Origin of the sequence: Legionella sp. PC997, from assembly GCF_014109825.1 — a bacterium.
In the GTDB taxonomy this organism is placed as follows: domain Bacteria; phylum Pseudomonadota; class Gammaproteobacteria; order Legionellales; family Legionellaceae; genus Legionella.
Window position 1 is genome coordinate 803,110 of record NZ_CP059576.1, and the last position, 15,228, is coordinate 818,337.

The window sequence follows — 15,228 nt, forward strand, 5'->3', positions numbered from 1 at the left end:
TTGAAACGTAATTATAATGCAGGGTCCTATCGTCTTATTGTGCTTATTTTTTCGGCTATAATCTAAAGGTAAGAACAATAATATCCTGATAAGGAGATCTCTATGTTGAAGTGGGCGCTCATATTTTTGCTAATCTCCATGGTTGCGGGATTATTTGGTTTTCGTGGTGTTGCCTCTAGATCTGCCAAGGTCGCTAAAGTGCTTTTCTTTTTATGTATAATTATTTTTCTGACTATTTTAATTTTATTCATATTTGGGACCGCATCCCTCATTTCAGCACCGTAAATTTTTTTTATCTGGGCGATACCCTCTCCCTTAGGGGAGAAGGTGAACTTAATTACAAGAATAGTTAAGATAGCGAGGCAATATCAATCACAAAGCGATAGCGGACATCGCTTTTCACCACTCGTTCATAAGCGTCATTAACTTGTTGAATAGGGATTAATTCGATATCCGATACAATGTTGTGTTGGCCACAAAAATCCAGCATTTCTTGAGTTTCCTCAATGCCTCCAATGACGGAGCCAGCCAGGCTTCTCCGTTGAGCAATCAGGGGAAATGGATTGAGCGGTACAGCCTCTTCAGGAATGCCGACCACCACCATAGTGCCATCACGTTTGAGTAGTTTGATGTAATCTTCCCAATTAATTTTTGCAGAAACCGTACAGATAATGAGATCAAAATAATTTTTTAATTTTGGAAAAGTATTCGAGTCTGAAGAAGCAAAAAAATGATCAGCACCCAGACGTTTACTGTCGGCTTCTTTATTCTGAGAGTGACTCAAGACGCTTACTTCGGCGCCCATTGCATGAGCCAGTTTCACCCCCATATGTCCAAGTCCTCCCAAACCTAAAATAGCGACACGTTTTCCAGGACCGATATGCCAGTGTTTCAGAGGAGAATAGAGTGTTATTCCAGCACAAAGAAGGGGGGCTGCTGCATCCATAGGTAAGTTTTCTGGAATTCTAAGAACGTAATTTTCATCCACAACAATTTTGGTCGAGTAGCCTCCTTGAGCTAAGTTGTTACTATTTGGCTCATAATTGTTATAGGTGAAAGTTATTCCTCCTTCGCAATACTGTTCTAACCCTTCATGACAACTTTCACATCGTCGGCAAGAATCAACTAAGCAGCCAACCCCCACATGATCGCCAACTTTAAATTTACTGACAGAGGAACCGACTTGACTCACGATACCAATAATTTCATGCCCAGGAACCATTGGAAATATGGATCCTCCCCATTCATCTTTCACTTGATGAATATCTGAATGACAAATACCACAATAGTGGATTTCAATCAGTACATCATTTTTTCCAACTTCACGACGATTAAATGAATAGGGGGTCAGTGGTGCTTTGGCCTTTTGAGCTGCATAACCTTTTACAGGTATCATTTAAACTCTCCTTGTTAATGGGTAGTCATATTTTTATCACCCTTTAAAAAGTGTATAACTTATTCCGTTGTAATGCGTATTGTAGAGATAAAATTAAATTGTGATACCTAAACAAGCTTAACTTAGTGCCATTCCTACATGGGGGATTTCTTTATTTAATTCATCAAAAATCCCGCCTTTAGAAACAAGAGCTTTTTCAAAGGATTCTAATTTTCTCAGCGAGTCTGTTTTAGTATTAAAAAAGGTGCCTAGATAACCTTGTTCACAATATAATGCAGTCAAAATGCCCGGGGCAATAGTTAAGCCTGCAATAATTCCGCCTATTGCTTTGACACATATAATAAGTGATTTTAATATAGGGTTCAGTTCATTATACCACTTTGCCCAGCCGCGATATTTGCCAAACTCTTCTTTGGCACTTTGAATTGAATCGTGACAAGTTTGTTTGAACTTTGTAAAACTTTTTTGTGAAAGAGGATTATTGAAAAAACTAGTCCCAGCATCGAGCAGGCTTGCGCCTAATAATTGCGCAATAGGAGCTACGGTTGAGTAATTGGGGTCGAAGTTATCATTTAATAGAGCTGGTTCATCGGAAGTATGAGGCTCATAAGTTTTAGTTCCTTTATCTGCCAACTCATGTAATTTAAACTTGAGCATTTGCAGCAACTGATTAAATTTATGTTCTTCTCTTTCAATAGCCAACATAGCTGCAAATTTTTCTTCCACTTTAGGCAAGGTCTGTTGAATTGAACGTTGTTCAAAATGTTCTGATAAATGATTATTGATTTTTTCGACCAAGCGATCGACTAGAACTGAGAGATTATTATCAGCAATCTTATAAACAGCAAGTTTTTTTCTAAGGAGTAGAAGTGCTTCTAAATCAAGCTCTAATAAATTACCTGCTGCCACAAATAAAGAGGAGGATTTGATGGAAAATTCAATATTATCGTCGGGAAGAATAACCGAATAGAGAGTGTGAAAACTATTATAAAAATAATGTTCGCTATCAAACGTACTCTCGGGAAATTTATGTTCTATTCGATTAACAATTTGAATAAATTGAGTTTTTTCATCTTCACTAAGTGAAGATTCTTTTACACTGGGATTAAGACCGAACTCCAAAGCGGAACGCCTTTTATTGTCTCGAAATAAAATATTACTTGTATGGCCTTGACGGAAGATGCACTTCAGGGGTTTACCTTGCAGGGGGTGTAATGCCCCGGCTGACTCGAGCACCATATATTCGATAATATCAGTACGTTGTAGTTGCTGTTCTTCGTAGTAAAAACCGGATTGATTTAAGTGATCTGCAATAAGTTTATAGAAAGACATAATTTTAAAATAAATGATAAAAAGGTGCGAAACTCTAACATAAATTTGCACCACTTCCATTTTATTTTTTAATTATCACATGGTTAACTCTTCTTGTTGGGTTAAAAGTTAAGAATGTTTGCTCAGAATTATTTTTTCGGGGAGATGAAAGTTTTTTAATGCGAGGAGTAATCACCTGCGGATTCTTGAATCCAGTTCTGGATGAAACAAAGCGAAATCGGATTTTCTGAGAAAAGAGTTCCCCAGGTTTCGGCTTTCGCCTCACCCAGGGTACATTTTCAACATTATTCCTTTATTGCTGGTTCTCTTTTTTTATTGCTTTCTCCCTTGGCAACAGTGGATTTGATATTTCCTTGTTGTTGACCTTGTTGACCTGTTTTTCTTCGATTTTGGTTGGAGGGAGAAGTATTACCTGTATTGGTACGTTGCTGTTGTTGTTGATTACCGCTAGGCCGACGTCGTCGATTTTGCGATCTTCTATCACCAGAACTTCTGGAAGATTTGGCTTGCGGTTGATTACGGCCTGGGATTTTTTTAGCTTGATTTTGTGGCACTGCAGCCGCAGAGTCTGTATGTCCACCGAATAAGCTGGACCATAAACGTTTGATGAAACTAGTTTGGCCACTTTTTGCGGGTTGATGTTCTGTAAATGGTTTGACGGCGGGTTCATCCCGTAAAGAAGCTTCTGCCTCACTGCTGGTAACGTGTAATTCAGGCTGTTGAATTAAAGAATAACTGGGTTTTTTAGATTTACCCACATTATCCTCTTTAAGCCGAGTAATCGTATACTGCGGTAAGTGCATATAAGGATTGGCGATAATTACTACCGAAACGCCATGTCTCTTTTCAATATCTTTAATGAAATTACGCTTCTCATTTATGATGAACGTTGCCATTTCTGCAGGAAGTTGTACTTGTATCTCAGCGGTCTTTTCCTTTAATGCTTCTTCTTCGATAAGACGTGTAATCGAGAGCCCGTGAGACTGAATGTTACGAACAGTCCCTCGTCCTTCACAGCGTGGGCAAACTTCTTGAGCGCTTTCGCCTAAGGATAATCTTAGGCGTTGACGAGACATTTCTAATAGTCCAAAACGAGAAATACGTCCAACCTGAATCCGTGCTCTATCAGCTTGCAAAGCTTCTTTTAAGCGATTCTCAACATCACGTTGATTTTTACTCGAACTCATATCGATAAAATCGATAACGACCAGACCACCCAAATCACGTAGACGTAATTGACGGGCAATTTCGTCAGCTGCTTCAATATTGGTATTGAAGGCTGTGGCTTCGATATCTGCTCCACCCGTTGCTTTGGCTGAGTTTACATCAATTGAAACCAGAGCTTCGGTTCGGTCAATCACCAAAGCACCTCCAGAAGGCAACATAACTTGGCGTTGATATGCCGTTTCTATTTGGCTTTCAATTTGATAAAAATTAAACAAGGGGATACTGCTGTTGTAAAGCTTCAAATTGGGCAAGAATTCAGGCTTTACTCGCTCAATATATTGCTTGGCTTTAATATAAGAAATCTGATCATCAATGATGATTTCGCTGATTGACTTGCGTAAGTTGTCGCGAATGGACCGAATGATGACATCACCTTCTTGATGGATCAAGCTAGGAGCAAGTTCTGTGTTGTAAGCCTGTTTGATTGATTGCCATTGATTACACAACATATCCAGGTCATCTTGCAACTCTTCTTGGCTTTTGCCAACGCCTGCTGTACGGATTATAAGCCCCATATCATCAGGAAGAGTCAATGCGTTGAGTGTTTCACGTAATTCATCACGTTCTTCTCCCTCAATACGTCTGGAGATACCACCAGAGCGAGGATTGTTAGGCATCAGAACTAAATAGCAGCCTGCCAAAGTGATATAGGTAGTGAGTGCTGCACCTTTGCTACCACGTTCCTCTTTGTCTACTTGAACCAATAATTCCTGACCTTCACGAATTAATGAAGTAATGGGAGGCTTTTCATCGCCAAACTCTTCAGGATTTTTGCTTAAATATTCAGGTGCAATTTCTTTAAGTGGCAAGAAACCTTGACGCTTAGAACCGTATTCTACAAAAACGGCATCGAGGCTGGGCTCCCGTCGGGTGACGGTTGCTTTATAAATATTCCCCTTTTTCTTCACTTCACCAGGACATTCAATATCCAGGTCAAATAAATAACGATCTTTGATAAGTGCAACACGAACTTCCTCAGTTTGAATTGCATTGATTAACATTTTTTCCATCTATTACCCCAATATTAGGGCGCCGTCATTTAAGTCGAGATAGTATAAGGCTCAAAATTCCTTAGAGGTTCAATTGGATATACTGACATTGATACGCTTTGGGTGGAGGTCTGAATTTTCTGTGCATCGATGCACACATCTGTATGCTTTGTTGCAATATTTGAAAACCCGGGAGTTTCACCACAAGAAGGTAATAGGTCAGTAGCACCTGGAATTGAACAATAAGCGATGTGATCTTTAAGCGAACCCATGGCCGTATAAACAGACTTTACGCAGGTTACCTGTTCAATAGACCTCTTTACTGCACTGGATAACTGCGTCATCGGTACGGGGCTCGAATCTTCATGTACTGAGGAGTACGCTCCGGTTCGGTGCTTCGTTTTCCCGAGCATGTATTTCCTTGCAGCGAGTTTCGAAAGGGGTCTAAAGATAGGTGCATGCTCTGAAATATACTGGTTACAAATCAAACGGGTTGAAATATGAAGCCAAAGGCGTGCGAAAGCCCGGAAATAATTCGTAATCGGTATAAAGCATGTCTGGCATGCGTAGGTTTCTGTCAAAAATATGCTCAATTTATCTCTGGCATTGGGTTGCTTCCTTATATCTGCTTAAATGGAAGCGCTATTTCTTATGTAACTATAATTTAACAAGTAAATCACTCATTTAGGGCGGGTCAAGACCCAATTTCCTTAATGTTCAGCATATACTTAAAGTAAATAGTCACGCTTTTTTTATTTAAATGCGTTATAATTCGGTTGCATGGAAATTTTCCCACGCTACAGGCGATCATACCAAAAAAATCACGCCCAGCAAACAGGTTTATTGACAATGAGTGAAGTTAGTTATAAAGAAATCAGTAATGAAGAAGAAGGGCAACGTCTCGATAATTATCTGATTCGTATTTTGAAAGGTGTTCCTAAAAGCCATATCTATAGAATTATTCGTGGTGGTGAGGTACGAGTTAATAAAAAAAGAGCCCAAGCTAATACACGATTATATGCTGGTGATAGTGTACGTATTCCTCCTATTCGTTTGTCAGAATCAAAAGAGGTGTTTGTAGGTGACGCCTTGGCAAAACGACTTACCGAATGCATTATTTTTGAAGATTCTTCTTTCTTAGTAATCAATAAGCCGGCAGGTATCGCAGTTCATGGAGGAAGTGGTTTAAGTCTCGGTGTGATCGAGGCGTTGAGAAAAACAAGACAAGATTTAGCTTATTTAGAATTAATTCATCGTCTCGACAAGGAGACGTCAGGTTGCCTTTTATTAGCCAAAAAAAGAAGTACTTTAAGGGCAATGCATGCATTGCTTGAAGCGCGTGAAGTACAAAAGACTTATTGGGCATTACTGACCCATCGCTGGGAAGGTAAAAAACAGGTGACTGTTCGTGCCGCACTTGAAAAAAATATTTTAAAATCAGGTGAACGTATTGTTTCGGTGAAAGAAGAAGGGAAAGCCTCGGAAACAGGTTTTAAACTTCTTGAAAACTATCAACATGCTTGTTGGGTTGAGGCCACTCCAAAAACCGGGCGCACACACCAAATTCGTGTGCATAGTGCCCACTTAGGACATGTTATAGTTGGCGATAAAAAATATGGATCACTTGCAGGAGAAATAGAAGGGATAGATAATCTGGATCATCGTCTTTTTTTACATGCGCGATCCATTCAATTTGAATTGAATGGTACAAAGCATTTGTTTCAAGCTGATGCAGATAACCATTTTTCTACCGCACTAAAACAGTTACGTGCGAGGAGCGTAGTGAGCAATGAGCAATCCATATGATTTAGTAGTATTTGACTGGGAAGGTACTATTGCGGATACTTTAGGAATCGTTTTACATATAGTTGCTACAGAAGCAAATTTATTAGGATTTGGTAATTTTGATCCGTACCAGGCCAGAAAATATGTTGAGTTGGGTTTAGTGCAAGCTTTGCGGAAAACATATCCCCATTTGACTACCACACAACATCAACAATTATTACAAGCCGTACAATTAGCCATGCATTCTCGATCAACGGATGTCTGTTTGATGCCGGGAGTACGTGAACTGATCTATCAGTTGCATGAGGCTAACATAACCCTTGCGATTGCAACGAATAAAGGACAGCAATCTTTATTACGTGCCTTGCAGACTACGGGTCTTGATAAAATATTTAAAATAACCCGCTCTGCGGGACAGGTTCCAGCGAAACCTTGTCCGCAAATGTTGGAAGAGATTATTGAAGAACACGGTGGAACTGCAGCTACTACATTAATGATAGGCGATTCGCTTACAGATATGGAAATGGCAAAGGGTCTCCAAGTTACTGCCGTAGGAATAGACATTTATCATCAACAAGAAGAGACTGCACTTAAAGCTGCCGGTGCAGTTGTTGTATTCGATGATTATGAACAAATAGGAGGTTTTTTAAATTTATCGAAGAGTAGTTAAACCCATACATATTATCTGTAGGCATGGTGAGAAAATAAAAACGAGTCCGAATTCATAAAAACCAATTCGCTCAGGCTCCATTTTATTTGTAGACTACTCAAAGGATGGGGGTTGCTTTATTTCGTCTTATGTAAAGGGAGTATCAAGCGTTGAGTACATTAACCAGTTTGCCAAATTTATTAACTTTACTGCGCATTGTTTTGATTCCAGTATTTGTTATTGTATTTTATTTACCGTTTTCTTTCGCACATATGCTGGCAGCATGCATTTTTGGTGCAGCAAGCTTTACTGATTGGTTGGATGGATATTTGGCACGTAAGCTCAAAATGATGTCTCCTTTTGGTGCTTTTCTTGATCCTGTCGCTGACAAGTTACTCGTTTCTACAAGTTTATTGTTGTTAGTCGGAGCTAAAGAGATTAATTATATTACTATCCCGGCGATTGTAATTGTTGGGCGTGAAATTGTTATTTCTGCGTTACGCGAGTGGATGGCGGAAATCGGCCGACGTGCAAGTGTTACGGTTGGATATGTGGGAAAGATAAAAACTTTTCTGCAAATGGTCGCTTTGATTTTATTATTGGCATTTAATTCTTTAGATACTTGGGGCGGAATTTTTGGTTTTGTCCTGCTGTATGTGGCAGCAATTTTAACGATTTGGTCGATGATTATTTACTTGGCAATTGCATGGCCCGAATTAACGAAAAAAAATTAACTTTATTATTGACAGGGTGTTAAATTTCGGTAGAATCACACCCCGTAGAGACGCGGGAATAGCTCAGTTGGTAGAGCACAACCTTGCCAAGGTTGGGGTCGCGAGTTCGAGTCTCGTTTCCCGCTCCAAATTAAAGCGACACAAAAGTCGCTTTTTTTTTAGAGCTTGAAGAAGTATTAGAAGTATCAATGAGGCTGTGTGGCAGAGTGGTCATGCAGCGGCCTGCAAAGCCGTGGACGCCGGTTCGATTCCGGCCTCAGCCTCCAAAACCAATTGCCCAGGTGGCGAAACAGGTAGACGCAAGGGACTTAAAATCCCTCGGAGGAAACTCCATGCCGGTTCGATTCCGGCCCTGGGCACCAATCACCAATCATTCTGAAGCGAACAAGATTAAAGCCAGAATCGCAAAGACCATACCCAATCCATGTTTTAATGTTAATCCTTGTTTAAGAAATACAACGCTAAGTAGTAGCGTGATCATAGGATACATAGAGGTGACCAGTACGACTGGCATCGTAGGTCCATTACGTAGTGCCAAAATGAAAAAAATGCAGGCAATACCACTCGCTAAACCATTCAATAAGCCATAGGTGCTTCCTTTGGGACAAAGATCCAATTTAAAATCAAGTAATATCAATGCGATAATGCCGGAAATTAAAACGCCAATGCTTGAATAAAAAGTGATCGATAAAGGATTAATAAAATTTGATGCTCTGGTACCCCAATATCCCCAGGCACCATAAAGAAATAAAGCAATGAGCGAAGGAAAATACCAAGAGCTAGGATTCATACAAATTACCTTACCTGATAACAGGTTTACAGATTATTATATAGGATAAGGTACTTTATTAAGATAATACAACCGAATATTCTTTCTCGGGGCTAAGTTAAACATTTAACCTTACTGCCTGACTGAAATTTAATATGTAAAGATAATTGCCATCTTTGCGAAAGATTTCGTTTCTCAATGTGGGTCTTTATTGGATCCTTTGAACACCCTCTTAACTTAAAGAAATCGGACTCATCTACCTAGGTTGCTATTTGAAGTCGATGCCTGGGCAATTGCTGCTTGTTCGGACTGAAATTCCAGTTCTCTTTGCTGGTCTAACCATTCAATTAATCGAGGACGAAAGGTTCTAAAAAATAAATAAAAACGATTGGATGAGCGAATCTTGGCTCCTTCATCCTGTTGATATAAAGACATCAATTTTTTTGGGGTTGTTAGTTTTAAATTTAAAGCAATTTTATCTGCGTGAAAGGCGATATCAGTCAAATCATGATTCGTTAATTTGAAAAAATCTTCAATGATTTCACGACCTTCTATTTTGAAATCGTTGAGAGTAAATTGATGTTTTGCAAAATAGTCACTTTTTTTTCCATTGGCTGTTTTTAGGTCTTGTTTTGCACCAGCTGCAAAAAGCTCCCTACTTAAATCATCAAAATGATAAAATCTTGCCCAATGAAGTGCGGTCATTCCTTGCGCATCCGCGTGGTTCACGGTGCAACCTAATTCATGCATTTTACTCAATATATGTCTTGCTGCTTCTTTATCTGCCAGTTTACATGCTAATAACAGAGCTGTATTGCCATAAGAAGTCGCTAAAAGAAATTTTGAATTGGCTAAATGCAATGCCTGTTGCAGCTTCGATGGATTACGTTCAATAATGGCTTGATGTAAGGGGGTATTTGTAGGTACTTCATCATCATAACTGTCTTTATCATGAACAGACAATTGGCAGTATAGATTTAGATTTTTTAATGTTTCTTGATATGAATCTAAGCATTGTAATTCTTTAAGATAGATAGCAAAAAAATTTTTAAGCGCGTTTGAATGATGTAATAAAGGCAAGGTGGGTTCTAAAATATGAGGATTTAACAAATCATGATCCCGCAAATAGCTCAGAAAGGATTGAAGAGTTTCTATGCTGCTTTTATATCTTAGTTGGGGCAACATGGATTGTATTATTTCTCTTTGTACGAGACCCAGTTTGTTGATGAATTTAAAAAAAGTGCTGAGGGATAAAATAGCCTCCACTGAAAGATTTGTCTCTATTAATAGATCTGCGAGTAATGGGATTAAGTGATGAGGAAGACTTTTACAAAGCCCAAATACATCAAAAATCAAATACCATTCACTGTATTCTTCTATATATAGGGAATCAGAATCCCCTTTATCCATAGCAAAACGGACCGGAGTAACGTGGCTAAGTGCGGTATAACGAACAAGCTTGTTTTCTTGTGCTAGAAAACAAAGGAGATCATAAATTTTATCCTCTTGCTCCGGGGCGAGCCTTATCGCTTTGACCAGAGCTATTCGCGTTTCCAGATTCGTATTTTTATCCGTAAACACCCGTAGAGCCCAGATCGGATTAGAAAAACGTTTTGCTTTAATGAAGGACACAAGATGAAGGAAATCAGTGAGCTGATCAAGAGCTCCTCCGGATGCAGTTAAGCTAAGTTCTTCACTTAACAAAGCATCAATTTCATCAAAATGCACGTCGGGTTTATTAACTAAAGCAGTAATCTTATCGCTAAAAAGGATTTTTTTTACGTTCCTTTCTGAGGAGGCCATAATGTTCCCTCATTAAAATATTAAATTTTTTATCACGAGTTACTTATCTATAAGATAAGGCTCTTAAAAGACTCAAGTTATACCTGCTATGGAGAAACCAATTGTTACTTCTACAAGAGAACAATATTTTGCCATTGTGCACATCTTCATCATTTCAGTCAATTTGTTTATCTTCCTGGTTGAGGGCTAAAACTTAAGAATTCTAAATGATTGATTACATGATCATCGTGTAAAACCACTAATACTGCGGAACTGAAACAATACTATTATTAATCCCTTAATCACTGAATTATTATTGAAATCAATTCTATTCGGCGCCTCTGACTAAATATCCACAAATTCTGTGGATAACTATGTGAGTTAACTGATGAAGAAATAATAAATAACAGAACTCTACATAAGGTATATCGCTTGGATGATTTTTTCTCTACAATAAGACTTTAACCAAAATAAAAGCAAACATGTATAAACCATTAGCCCTTTTTATGGGGTTACGCTATACGCGGTCAAGAAAGAAGAATCATTTTGTCTCCTTTATTTCGCTGAGTTCAATGCTAGGTATTGGCATAGGCGTTATGGTTCTCATTACCGTCTTATCGGTAATGAATGGGTTTGACCAACAAATACATAATCGATTTTTTGGAATGGCTCCTGAGATTACGGTTTCTGGACCCAATGAACGTCTTAGTGATTGGCCCGAAGTAGCTAAAAAAATTCAAACGGTTCCGGAAATCAAGGCACTTGCACCCTATGTAGGTGGGCAAGGATTAATGGTTCATGAGGGACAGGTTTATCCTATTGTTTTAACAGGTGTGTTGCCTGAAAAAGAAGAAACGATGAGCCATTTACAAAAAAAACTATTGGCCGGAAATCTAAGTAATTTAAAGGATTTTGGTATTATTCTGGGTAAAGGGCTTGCAGATAATATGGGAACGATGATTGGAGATAAGGTAACAGTCATGATTCCCCAAGCAACTGTAACTCCCGCTGGAATGATTCCTCGTTTTAAACGATTCACTGTAGTAGGGGTTTTTTCTGCAGGAAGTGGATTTAATTTTGATACAAAACTGGCATTCATCAATATGGGAGATGCCCAAAAGTTATTGCAAATGGGCGATGAAGTAACTGGAATCAAAATGAAAATAGCGAATGTCTATCAAGCACCTGAATTAACTTCTCGGTTATCCCATTTATTAGGTGAAGAATATCAAGTAGGTAATTGGACACAGCAATATGGAGCATTTTTCCAGGCAGTTAAAATGGAAAAAACGATGATGTTTATGATTTTATTGCTGATTATCGCAGTAGCTGCGTTTAATTTGGTCTCTTCTTTGGTAATGGTTGTTAATGACAAACAAGCAGAGATCGCGATTTTAAGAACCATTGGTGCAACTCCTTCCACAATACTATGGACATTTATTGTTCAAGGAATGATGGTGGGAATTGTAGGCACAATTTTTGGTTTGGTGGGTGGATTAATATTGGCAAAGAATGCAACTACAATAGTGAATCATCTGCAATCCTGGTTTCATTTTAAAGCCTTATCATCCAGTATTTATTTTGTTGATTATTTGCCTTCTAAAATTCTATTGAGCGATCTATGGAAAGTTTGCGTTATGGCATTGTTAATGAGCTTTTTTGCAACAATTTATCCTGCATGGCGCGCCTCAAAAACAGTGATTGCGGAGGCTTTGCATTATGAGTGATATTATTTTAAATGCTAATAAATTATGTAAGTCCTATAACGACGGCGCTTCGAAAGTGAATGTATTACGCGGGATAGACTTATCTATAGGTAAGGGCGAACGTTTGGCAATTATTGGTCCTTCAGGCTCCGGTAAAAGCACTTTATTGCATTTATTGGGTGGGCTGGATAAACCCACAAGTGGCGATGTATGGATAAAGGGTACCAATTGGCAAAAGATAAATGAAAAACAGCGTTGTAAATTACGTAATCAAGGTTTGGGATTTATATATCAATTTCATCATTTGTTACCGGAGTTTACCGCACTTGAAAATGTTTCCATGCCGCTATTGTTAGGAAATGTTTCAGTAAAGGATGCAGAGGCTGAAGCGAGTAAAATGCTCGATGACGTTGGCCTTAAAGAAAGAAAAACACATAAGCCTGCACAACTTTCTGGAGGAGAACGGCAAAGGGTTGCAATTGCCCGAGCCTTGGTGCACCAACCTTATTGTGTCCTGGCTGATGAGCCTACAGGAAACCTGGATCAGACTACTGCAACGAAAGTATTTGAGTTAATGCTGGAGTTGAATCGAAAAAGAAACACTGCTTTGGTAATTGTGACTCATGATCAGCAATTAGCAAGACAAATGGATAGAGTTCTAGTGCTAGGAGAAGGGATGTTATTAGAAGGTTAAAGAAAGTACTGTCCTAGTCTTAGTACTGTTTCAGATAAGGATTATCAACAAACAGAGGAGTTAACAAGGATGTTTAAGAAAAAAGCAGTCAATGTCAGTGAAACTGCAGAGAGTACTACTAAGGAAGCTACCTCAGTTAATTTTAAGAATTTTCTTGAAGGTGCAAAAAAGGACGCCAAGAAATATGACCTGATTGATACCGGGGTCACTATACCCTCTTATCCATTTTTATCACCCCAAAACAAATATAAAAGATTGAAACCTCAGATCCCGCCGTTTATTGTTCAGGGACTACAAATTATGGATGAAGAACCATTCGAGCCAAAACCCACTTCACCATAAACAACTATCGGATAACTTTTAAACCCTGTGAGAGCAAGAATTTAGTTCGTTTAGGAAACCCAGGGTTATGGCTTTAATCCGTAACTCTGAGTTTTAAGGGTTCCTGAGGCAGGCGTTTGATCTATGATAACGTAAGTTTTCTCTTAATAATCCGCGTGTCCTGGTGTACGAGGGAAAGGAATTACATCTCGTACGTTGGCTAAACCGGTGACATAGCTTACCAAACGCTCAAAACCCAAACCAAATCCTGCATGCGGCACAGTACCGTATCGGCGCAGATCTCGATACCATTGATAATTCTCTTTACTTAGATTGCATTCTTCGATTCGTCTATCTAGAACATCGAGACGTTCTTCGCGTTGACTTCCCCCGATAATTTCACCGATTCCAGGTGCTAAAACGTCCATAGCAGCGACGGTTTTTCCATCATCATTGAGCCGCATATAAAAACCTTTAATTTCTTGGGGATAATTGGTCAGAATTACCGGTTTTTTACAATGGACTTCTGCTAGATAACGCTCATGCTCTGATTGTAAATCCAAGCCCCAACTTACAGGGAATTCAAATTTTTGGCCGCATTGTTCCAAAATTTTAATCGCATTAGTATAGGTCATGACTTCAAAATCTGAATCTGCAATATGCTCTAAACGTTCGATACATCCTGGAGCAACAAATTGGTTGAAAAATTCCATATCATCCATGCGCTCTTCCAAGACCGCTTTGCATAAATAGCGCAACATTCGTTGGCTTAAATCACAAATATCTTGCAAGGTAGCGAAAGCGACTTCAGGTTCAATCATCCAGAATTCAGCGAGATGGCGACTGGTATTTGAGTTTTCAGCACGAAATGTTGGGCCAAAAGTGTATACTTTTGACATGGCCATACAATATGCCTCTAAGTTGAGTTGCCCTGAAACGGTAAGAAAAGTCTCTTTACCAAAGAAATCTTTGTTAAAGTCAATTTGGCCGAATTCATTTTTAGGTACATTCAAAAGATCTAAGGTGGATACCCGAAACATTTCACCAGCGCCCTCACAATCACTAGAAGTAATGATAGGGGTGTGGATCCAGAAGAAACCTTGTTCGTGGAAAAAACGATGAATGGCTTGCGATAAACAATGACGGATTCGAGTAACAGCGCTAATTGTATTTGTACGAGGACGAAGATGAGCTACCTCTCGTAGAAATTCCAGCGTATGACGTTTTGCCTGAATAGGATAAGTATCTGGATTTTCAACCCAACCCACGACTTTTATAAAGTCAGCTTGAATTTCAAATGATTGGCCTTTCCCTTGGGAGGCAACCAGTTTTCCTGATGCAATCAAAGAACAGCCAGCGTTGAGTTTCGTGACTTCTTCATGATAATTTGCTAAACCATCGGTAGCTACGATTTGAATGGGAGCAAAACAGGAACCATCATGCAGGCTAATAAAAGACAATCCTGTTTTTGAATCACGCCGGGTCTTTACCCAACCTCTAACGGTAACGTATTCATCAATTTTGATTTCACCATCCAAACATTGTTTTATGGTAAAAACTTCGGTCATTTTTAACTCCTCACTCTATATATTCGTGCATGGTCATAAGGTATGTTTAAAGTACTTTTTAAATTCTATCCGTCTGCATACGCTGATTGGGATAAAGCGCATATGTAGCATTACATCACGCTTACCTATTGAAGAATTAGTTGGGTTAACGAGTCTGGATATGCCAAAATCGTAATTGGGAACCCATGAGTATAGATACCTTTAACTAAAAATGAGATGATACACTGGGGTTATTCGCATTTCTACTATCTTAGTGCTAAAACCTATTGATTTTCT

14 protein-coding genes and 3 tRNA genes are annotated in these 15,228 nt (G+C 38.9%); 10 read left to right on the forward strand and 7 right to left on the reverse strand.

The window, feature by feature from the left end:
* Positions 1-102: 102 nt before the first annotated feature.
* Entirely contained in the window at positions 103-285 is a 183-nt protein-coding gene (locus tag HBNCFIEN_RS03320; protein ID WP_182392670.1) for a DUF1328 domain-containing protein, read from the forward strand.
* A gap of 64 nt (positions 286-349) precedes the next feature.
* Here HBNCFIEN_RS03320 and HBNCFIEN_RS03325 read toward each other — a convergent pair whose 3' ends face one another.
* From HBNCFIEN_RS03325 to HBNCFIEN_RS03340, 4 genes are all read right to left on the reverse strand, one after another.
* The gene (locus HBNCFIEN_RS03325; protein ID WP_182392671.1) at positions 350-1,396 is read right to left on the reverse strand and encodes an NAD(P)-dependent alcohol dehydrogenase; all 1,047 of its coding nucleotides are present in this window, start codon (positions 1,394-1,396) and stop codon (positions 350-352) included.
* A 117-nt stretch (positions 1,397-1,513) separates the two neighbouring features.
* Complete coding sequence (locus HBNCFIEN_RS03330) at positions 1,514-2,728, reverse strand: hypothetical protein (RefSeq protein WP_182392672.1); 1,215 nt, start codon at positions 2,726-2,728, stop codon at positions 1,514-1,516.
* Positions 2,729-3,012: 284 nt separating this feature from the next.
* Positions 3,013-4,965, reverse strand: coding sequence for an Rne/Rng family ribonuclease (locus tag HBNCFIEN_RS03335; RefSeq protein ID WP_182392673.1), 1,953 nt, complete (start codon positions 4,963-4,965; stop codon positions 3,013-3,015).
* Positions 4,966-4,994: 29 nt separating this feature from the next.
* Entirely contained in the window at positions 4,995-5,357 is a 363-nt protein-coding gene (locus HBNCFIEN_RS03340) for a hypothetical protein (RefSeq protein ID WP_182392674.1), read from the reverse strand.
* Between the two features lie 436 nt (positions 5,358-5,793).
* Between HBNCFIEN_RS03340 and HBNCFIEN_RS03345 the strand changes: the two genes are divergently transcribed.
* From HBNCFIEN_RS03345 to HBNCFIEN_RS03370, 6 genes are all read left to right on the forward strand, one after another.
* Complete coding sequence (locus HBNCFIEN_RS03345; RefSeq protein WP_182392675.1) at positions 5,794-6,750, forward strand: RluA family pseudouridine synthase; 957 nt, start codon at positions 5,794-5,796, stop codon at positions 6,748-6,750.
* Positions 6,734-7,399, forward strand: coding sequence for an HAD family hydrolase (locus HBNCFIEN_RS03350; RefSeq protein WP_182392676.1), 666 nt, complete (start codon positions 6,734-6,736; stop codon positions 7,397-7,399). Before HBNCFIEN_RS03345 ends, HBNCFIEN_RS03350 begins: the two co-directional genes overlap by 17 nt.
* Positions 7,400-7,548: 149 nt before the next feature.
* Positions 7,549-8,112 carry a CDP-diacylglycerol--glycerol-3-phosphate 3-phosphatidyltransferase gene (gene pgsA / locus HBNCFIEN_RS03355; protein WP_182392677.1) on the forward strand — a complete coding sequence of 188 codons (564 nt, stop codon included), beginning with the start codon at positions 7,549-7,551 and terminating at the stop codon, positions 8,110-8,112.
* A 52-nt stretch (positions 8,113-8,164) separates the two neighbouring features.
* A tRNA-Gly gene (locus HBNCFIEN_RS03360) sits at positions 8,165-8,240 on the forward strand.
* A 64-nt stretch (positions 8,241-8,304) separates the two neighbouring features.
* Positions 8,305-8,378, forward strand: a tRNA-Cys gene (locus HBNCFIEN_RS03365).
* Positions 8,379-8,387: 9 nt separating this feature from the next.
* Positions 8,388-8,474 (forward strand) — tRNA-Leu (locus tag HBNCFIEN_RS03370).
* Positions 8,475-8,482: 8 nt separating this feature from the next.
* On the opposite strand, the gene HBNCFIEN_RS03375 is transcribed toward HBNCFIEN_RS03370, so the two are convergent.
* Positions 8,483-8,902, reverse strand: coding sequence for an EamA family transporter (locus HBNCFIEN_RS03375; protein ID WP_182392678.1), 420 nt, complete (start codon positions 8,900-8,902; stop codon positions 8,483-8,485).
* Positions 8,903-9,133: 231 nt separating this feature from the next.
* The gene (gene ankQ / locus HBNCFIEN_RS03380; RefSeq protein ID WP_182392679.1) at positions 9,134-10,684 is read right to left on the reverse strand and encodes a Dot/Icm T4SS effector AnkQ/LegA10; all 1,551 of its coding nucleotides are present in this window, start codon (positions 10,682-10,684) and stop codon (positions 9,134-9,136) included.
* Between the two features lie 461 nt (positions 10,685-11,145).
* On the opposite strand from ankQ, the gene HBNCFIEN_RS03385 reads away from it, so the two are divergent.
* From HBNCFIEN_RS03385 to HBNCFIEN_RS03395, 3 genes are all read left to right on the forward strand, one after another.
* Positions 11,146-12,390, forward strand: a complete 1,245-nt coding sequence (locus HBNCFIEN_RS03385; protein ID WP_182392680.1) for a lipoprotein-releasing ABC transporter permease subunit — start codon at positions 11,146-11,148, stop codon at positions 12,388-12,390.
* The gene (gene lolD / locus HBNCFIEN_RS03390) at positions 12,383-13,063 is read left to right on the forward strand and encodes a lipoprotein-releasing ABC transporter ATP-binding protein LolD (RefSeq protein ID WP_182392681.1); all 681 of its coding nucleotides are present in this window, start codon (positions 12,383-12,385) and stop codon (positions 13,061-13,063) included. Before HBNCFIEN_RS03385 ends, lolD begins: the two co-directional genes overlap by 8 nt.
* 69 nt (positions 13,064-13,132) lie before the next feature.
* The gene (locus HBNCFIEN_RS03395) at positions 13,133-13,405 is read left to right on the forward strand and encodes a hypothetical protein (protein ID WP_182392682.1); all 273 of its coding nucleotides are present in this window, start codon (positions 13,133-13,135) and stop codon (positions 13,403-13,405) included.
* Between the two features lie 143 nt (positions 13,406-13,548).
* On the opposite strand, the gene asnS is transcribed toward HBNCFIEN_RS03395, so the two are convergent.
* Positions 13,549-14,952, reverse strand: a complete 1,404-nt coding sequence (asnS, locus tag HBNCFIEN_RS03400; protein ID WP_182392683.1) for an asparagine--tRNA ligase — start codon at positions 14,950-14,952, stop codon at positions 13,549-13,551.
* Positions 14,953-15,228 lie beyond the last annotated feature (276 nt).

Bases quoted from the DNA above. Each gene is read 5' to 3' on its own strand.
- lolD (WP_182392681.1), top strand. From the start codon at position 12,383: ATGAGTGATATTATTTTAAATGCTAATAAATTATGTAAGTCCTATAAC.
- ankQ (WP_182392679.1), bottom strand. From the start codon at position 10,684: ATGGCCTCCTCAGAAAGGAACGTAAAAAAAATCCTTTTTAGCGATAAG.
- HBNCFIEN_RS03395 (WP_182392682.1), top strand. From the start codon at position 13,133: ATGTTTAAGAAAAAAGCAGTCAATGTCAGTGAAACTGCAGAGAGTACT.
- HBNCFIEN_RS03320 (WP_182392670.1), top strand. From the start codon at position 103: ATGTTGAAGTGGGCGCTCATATTTTTGCTAATCTCCATGGTTGCGGGA.
- HBNCFIEN_RS03375 (WP_182392678.1), bottom strand. From the start codon at position 8,902: ATGAATCCTAGCTCTTGGTATTTTCCTTCGCTCATTGCTTTATTTCTT.
- HBNCFIEN_RS03335 (WP_182392673.1), bottom strand. From the start codon at position 4,965: ATGGAAAAAATGTTAATCAATGCAATTCAAACTGAGGAAGTTCGTGTT.
- HBNCFIEN_RS03330 (WP_182392672.1), bottom strand. From the start codon at position 2,728: ATGTCTTTCTATAAACTTATTGCAGATCACTTAAATCAATCCGGTTTT.
- HBNCFIEN_RS03350 (WP_182392676.1), top strand. From the start codon at position 6,734: ATGAGCAATCCATATGATTTAGTAGTATTTGACTGGGAAGGTACTATT.
- HBNCFIEN_RS03340 (WP_182392674.1), bottom strand. From the start codon at position 5,357: ATGCTCGGGAAAACGAAGCACCGAACCGGAGCGTACTCCTCAGTACAT.
- HBNCFIEN_RS03325 (WP_182392671.1), bottom strand. From the start codon at position 1,396: ATGATACCTGTAAAAGGTTATGCAGCTCAAAAGGCCAAAGCACCACTG.
- HBNCFIEN_RS03385 (WP_182392680.1), top strand. From the start codon at position 11,146: ATGTATAAACCATTAGCCCTTTTTATGGGGTTACGCTATACGCGGTCA.
- HBNCFIEN_RS03345 (WP_182392675.1), top strand. From the start codon at position 5,794: ATGAGTGAAGTTAGTTATAAAGAAATCAGTAATGAAGAAGAAGGGCAA.
- asnS (WP_182392683.1), bottom strand. From the start codon at position 14,952: ATGACCGAAGTTTTTACCATAAAACAATGTTTGGATGGTGAAATCAAA.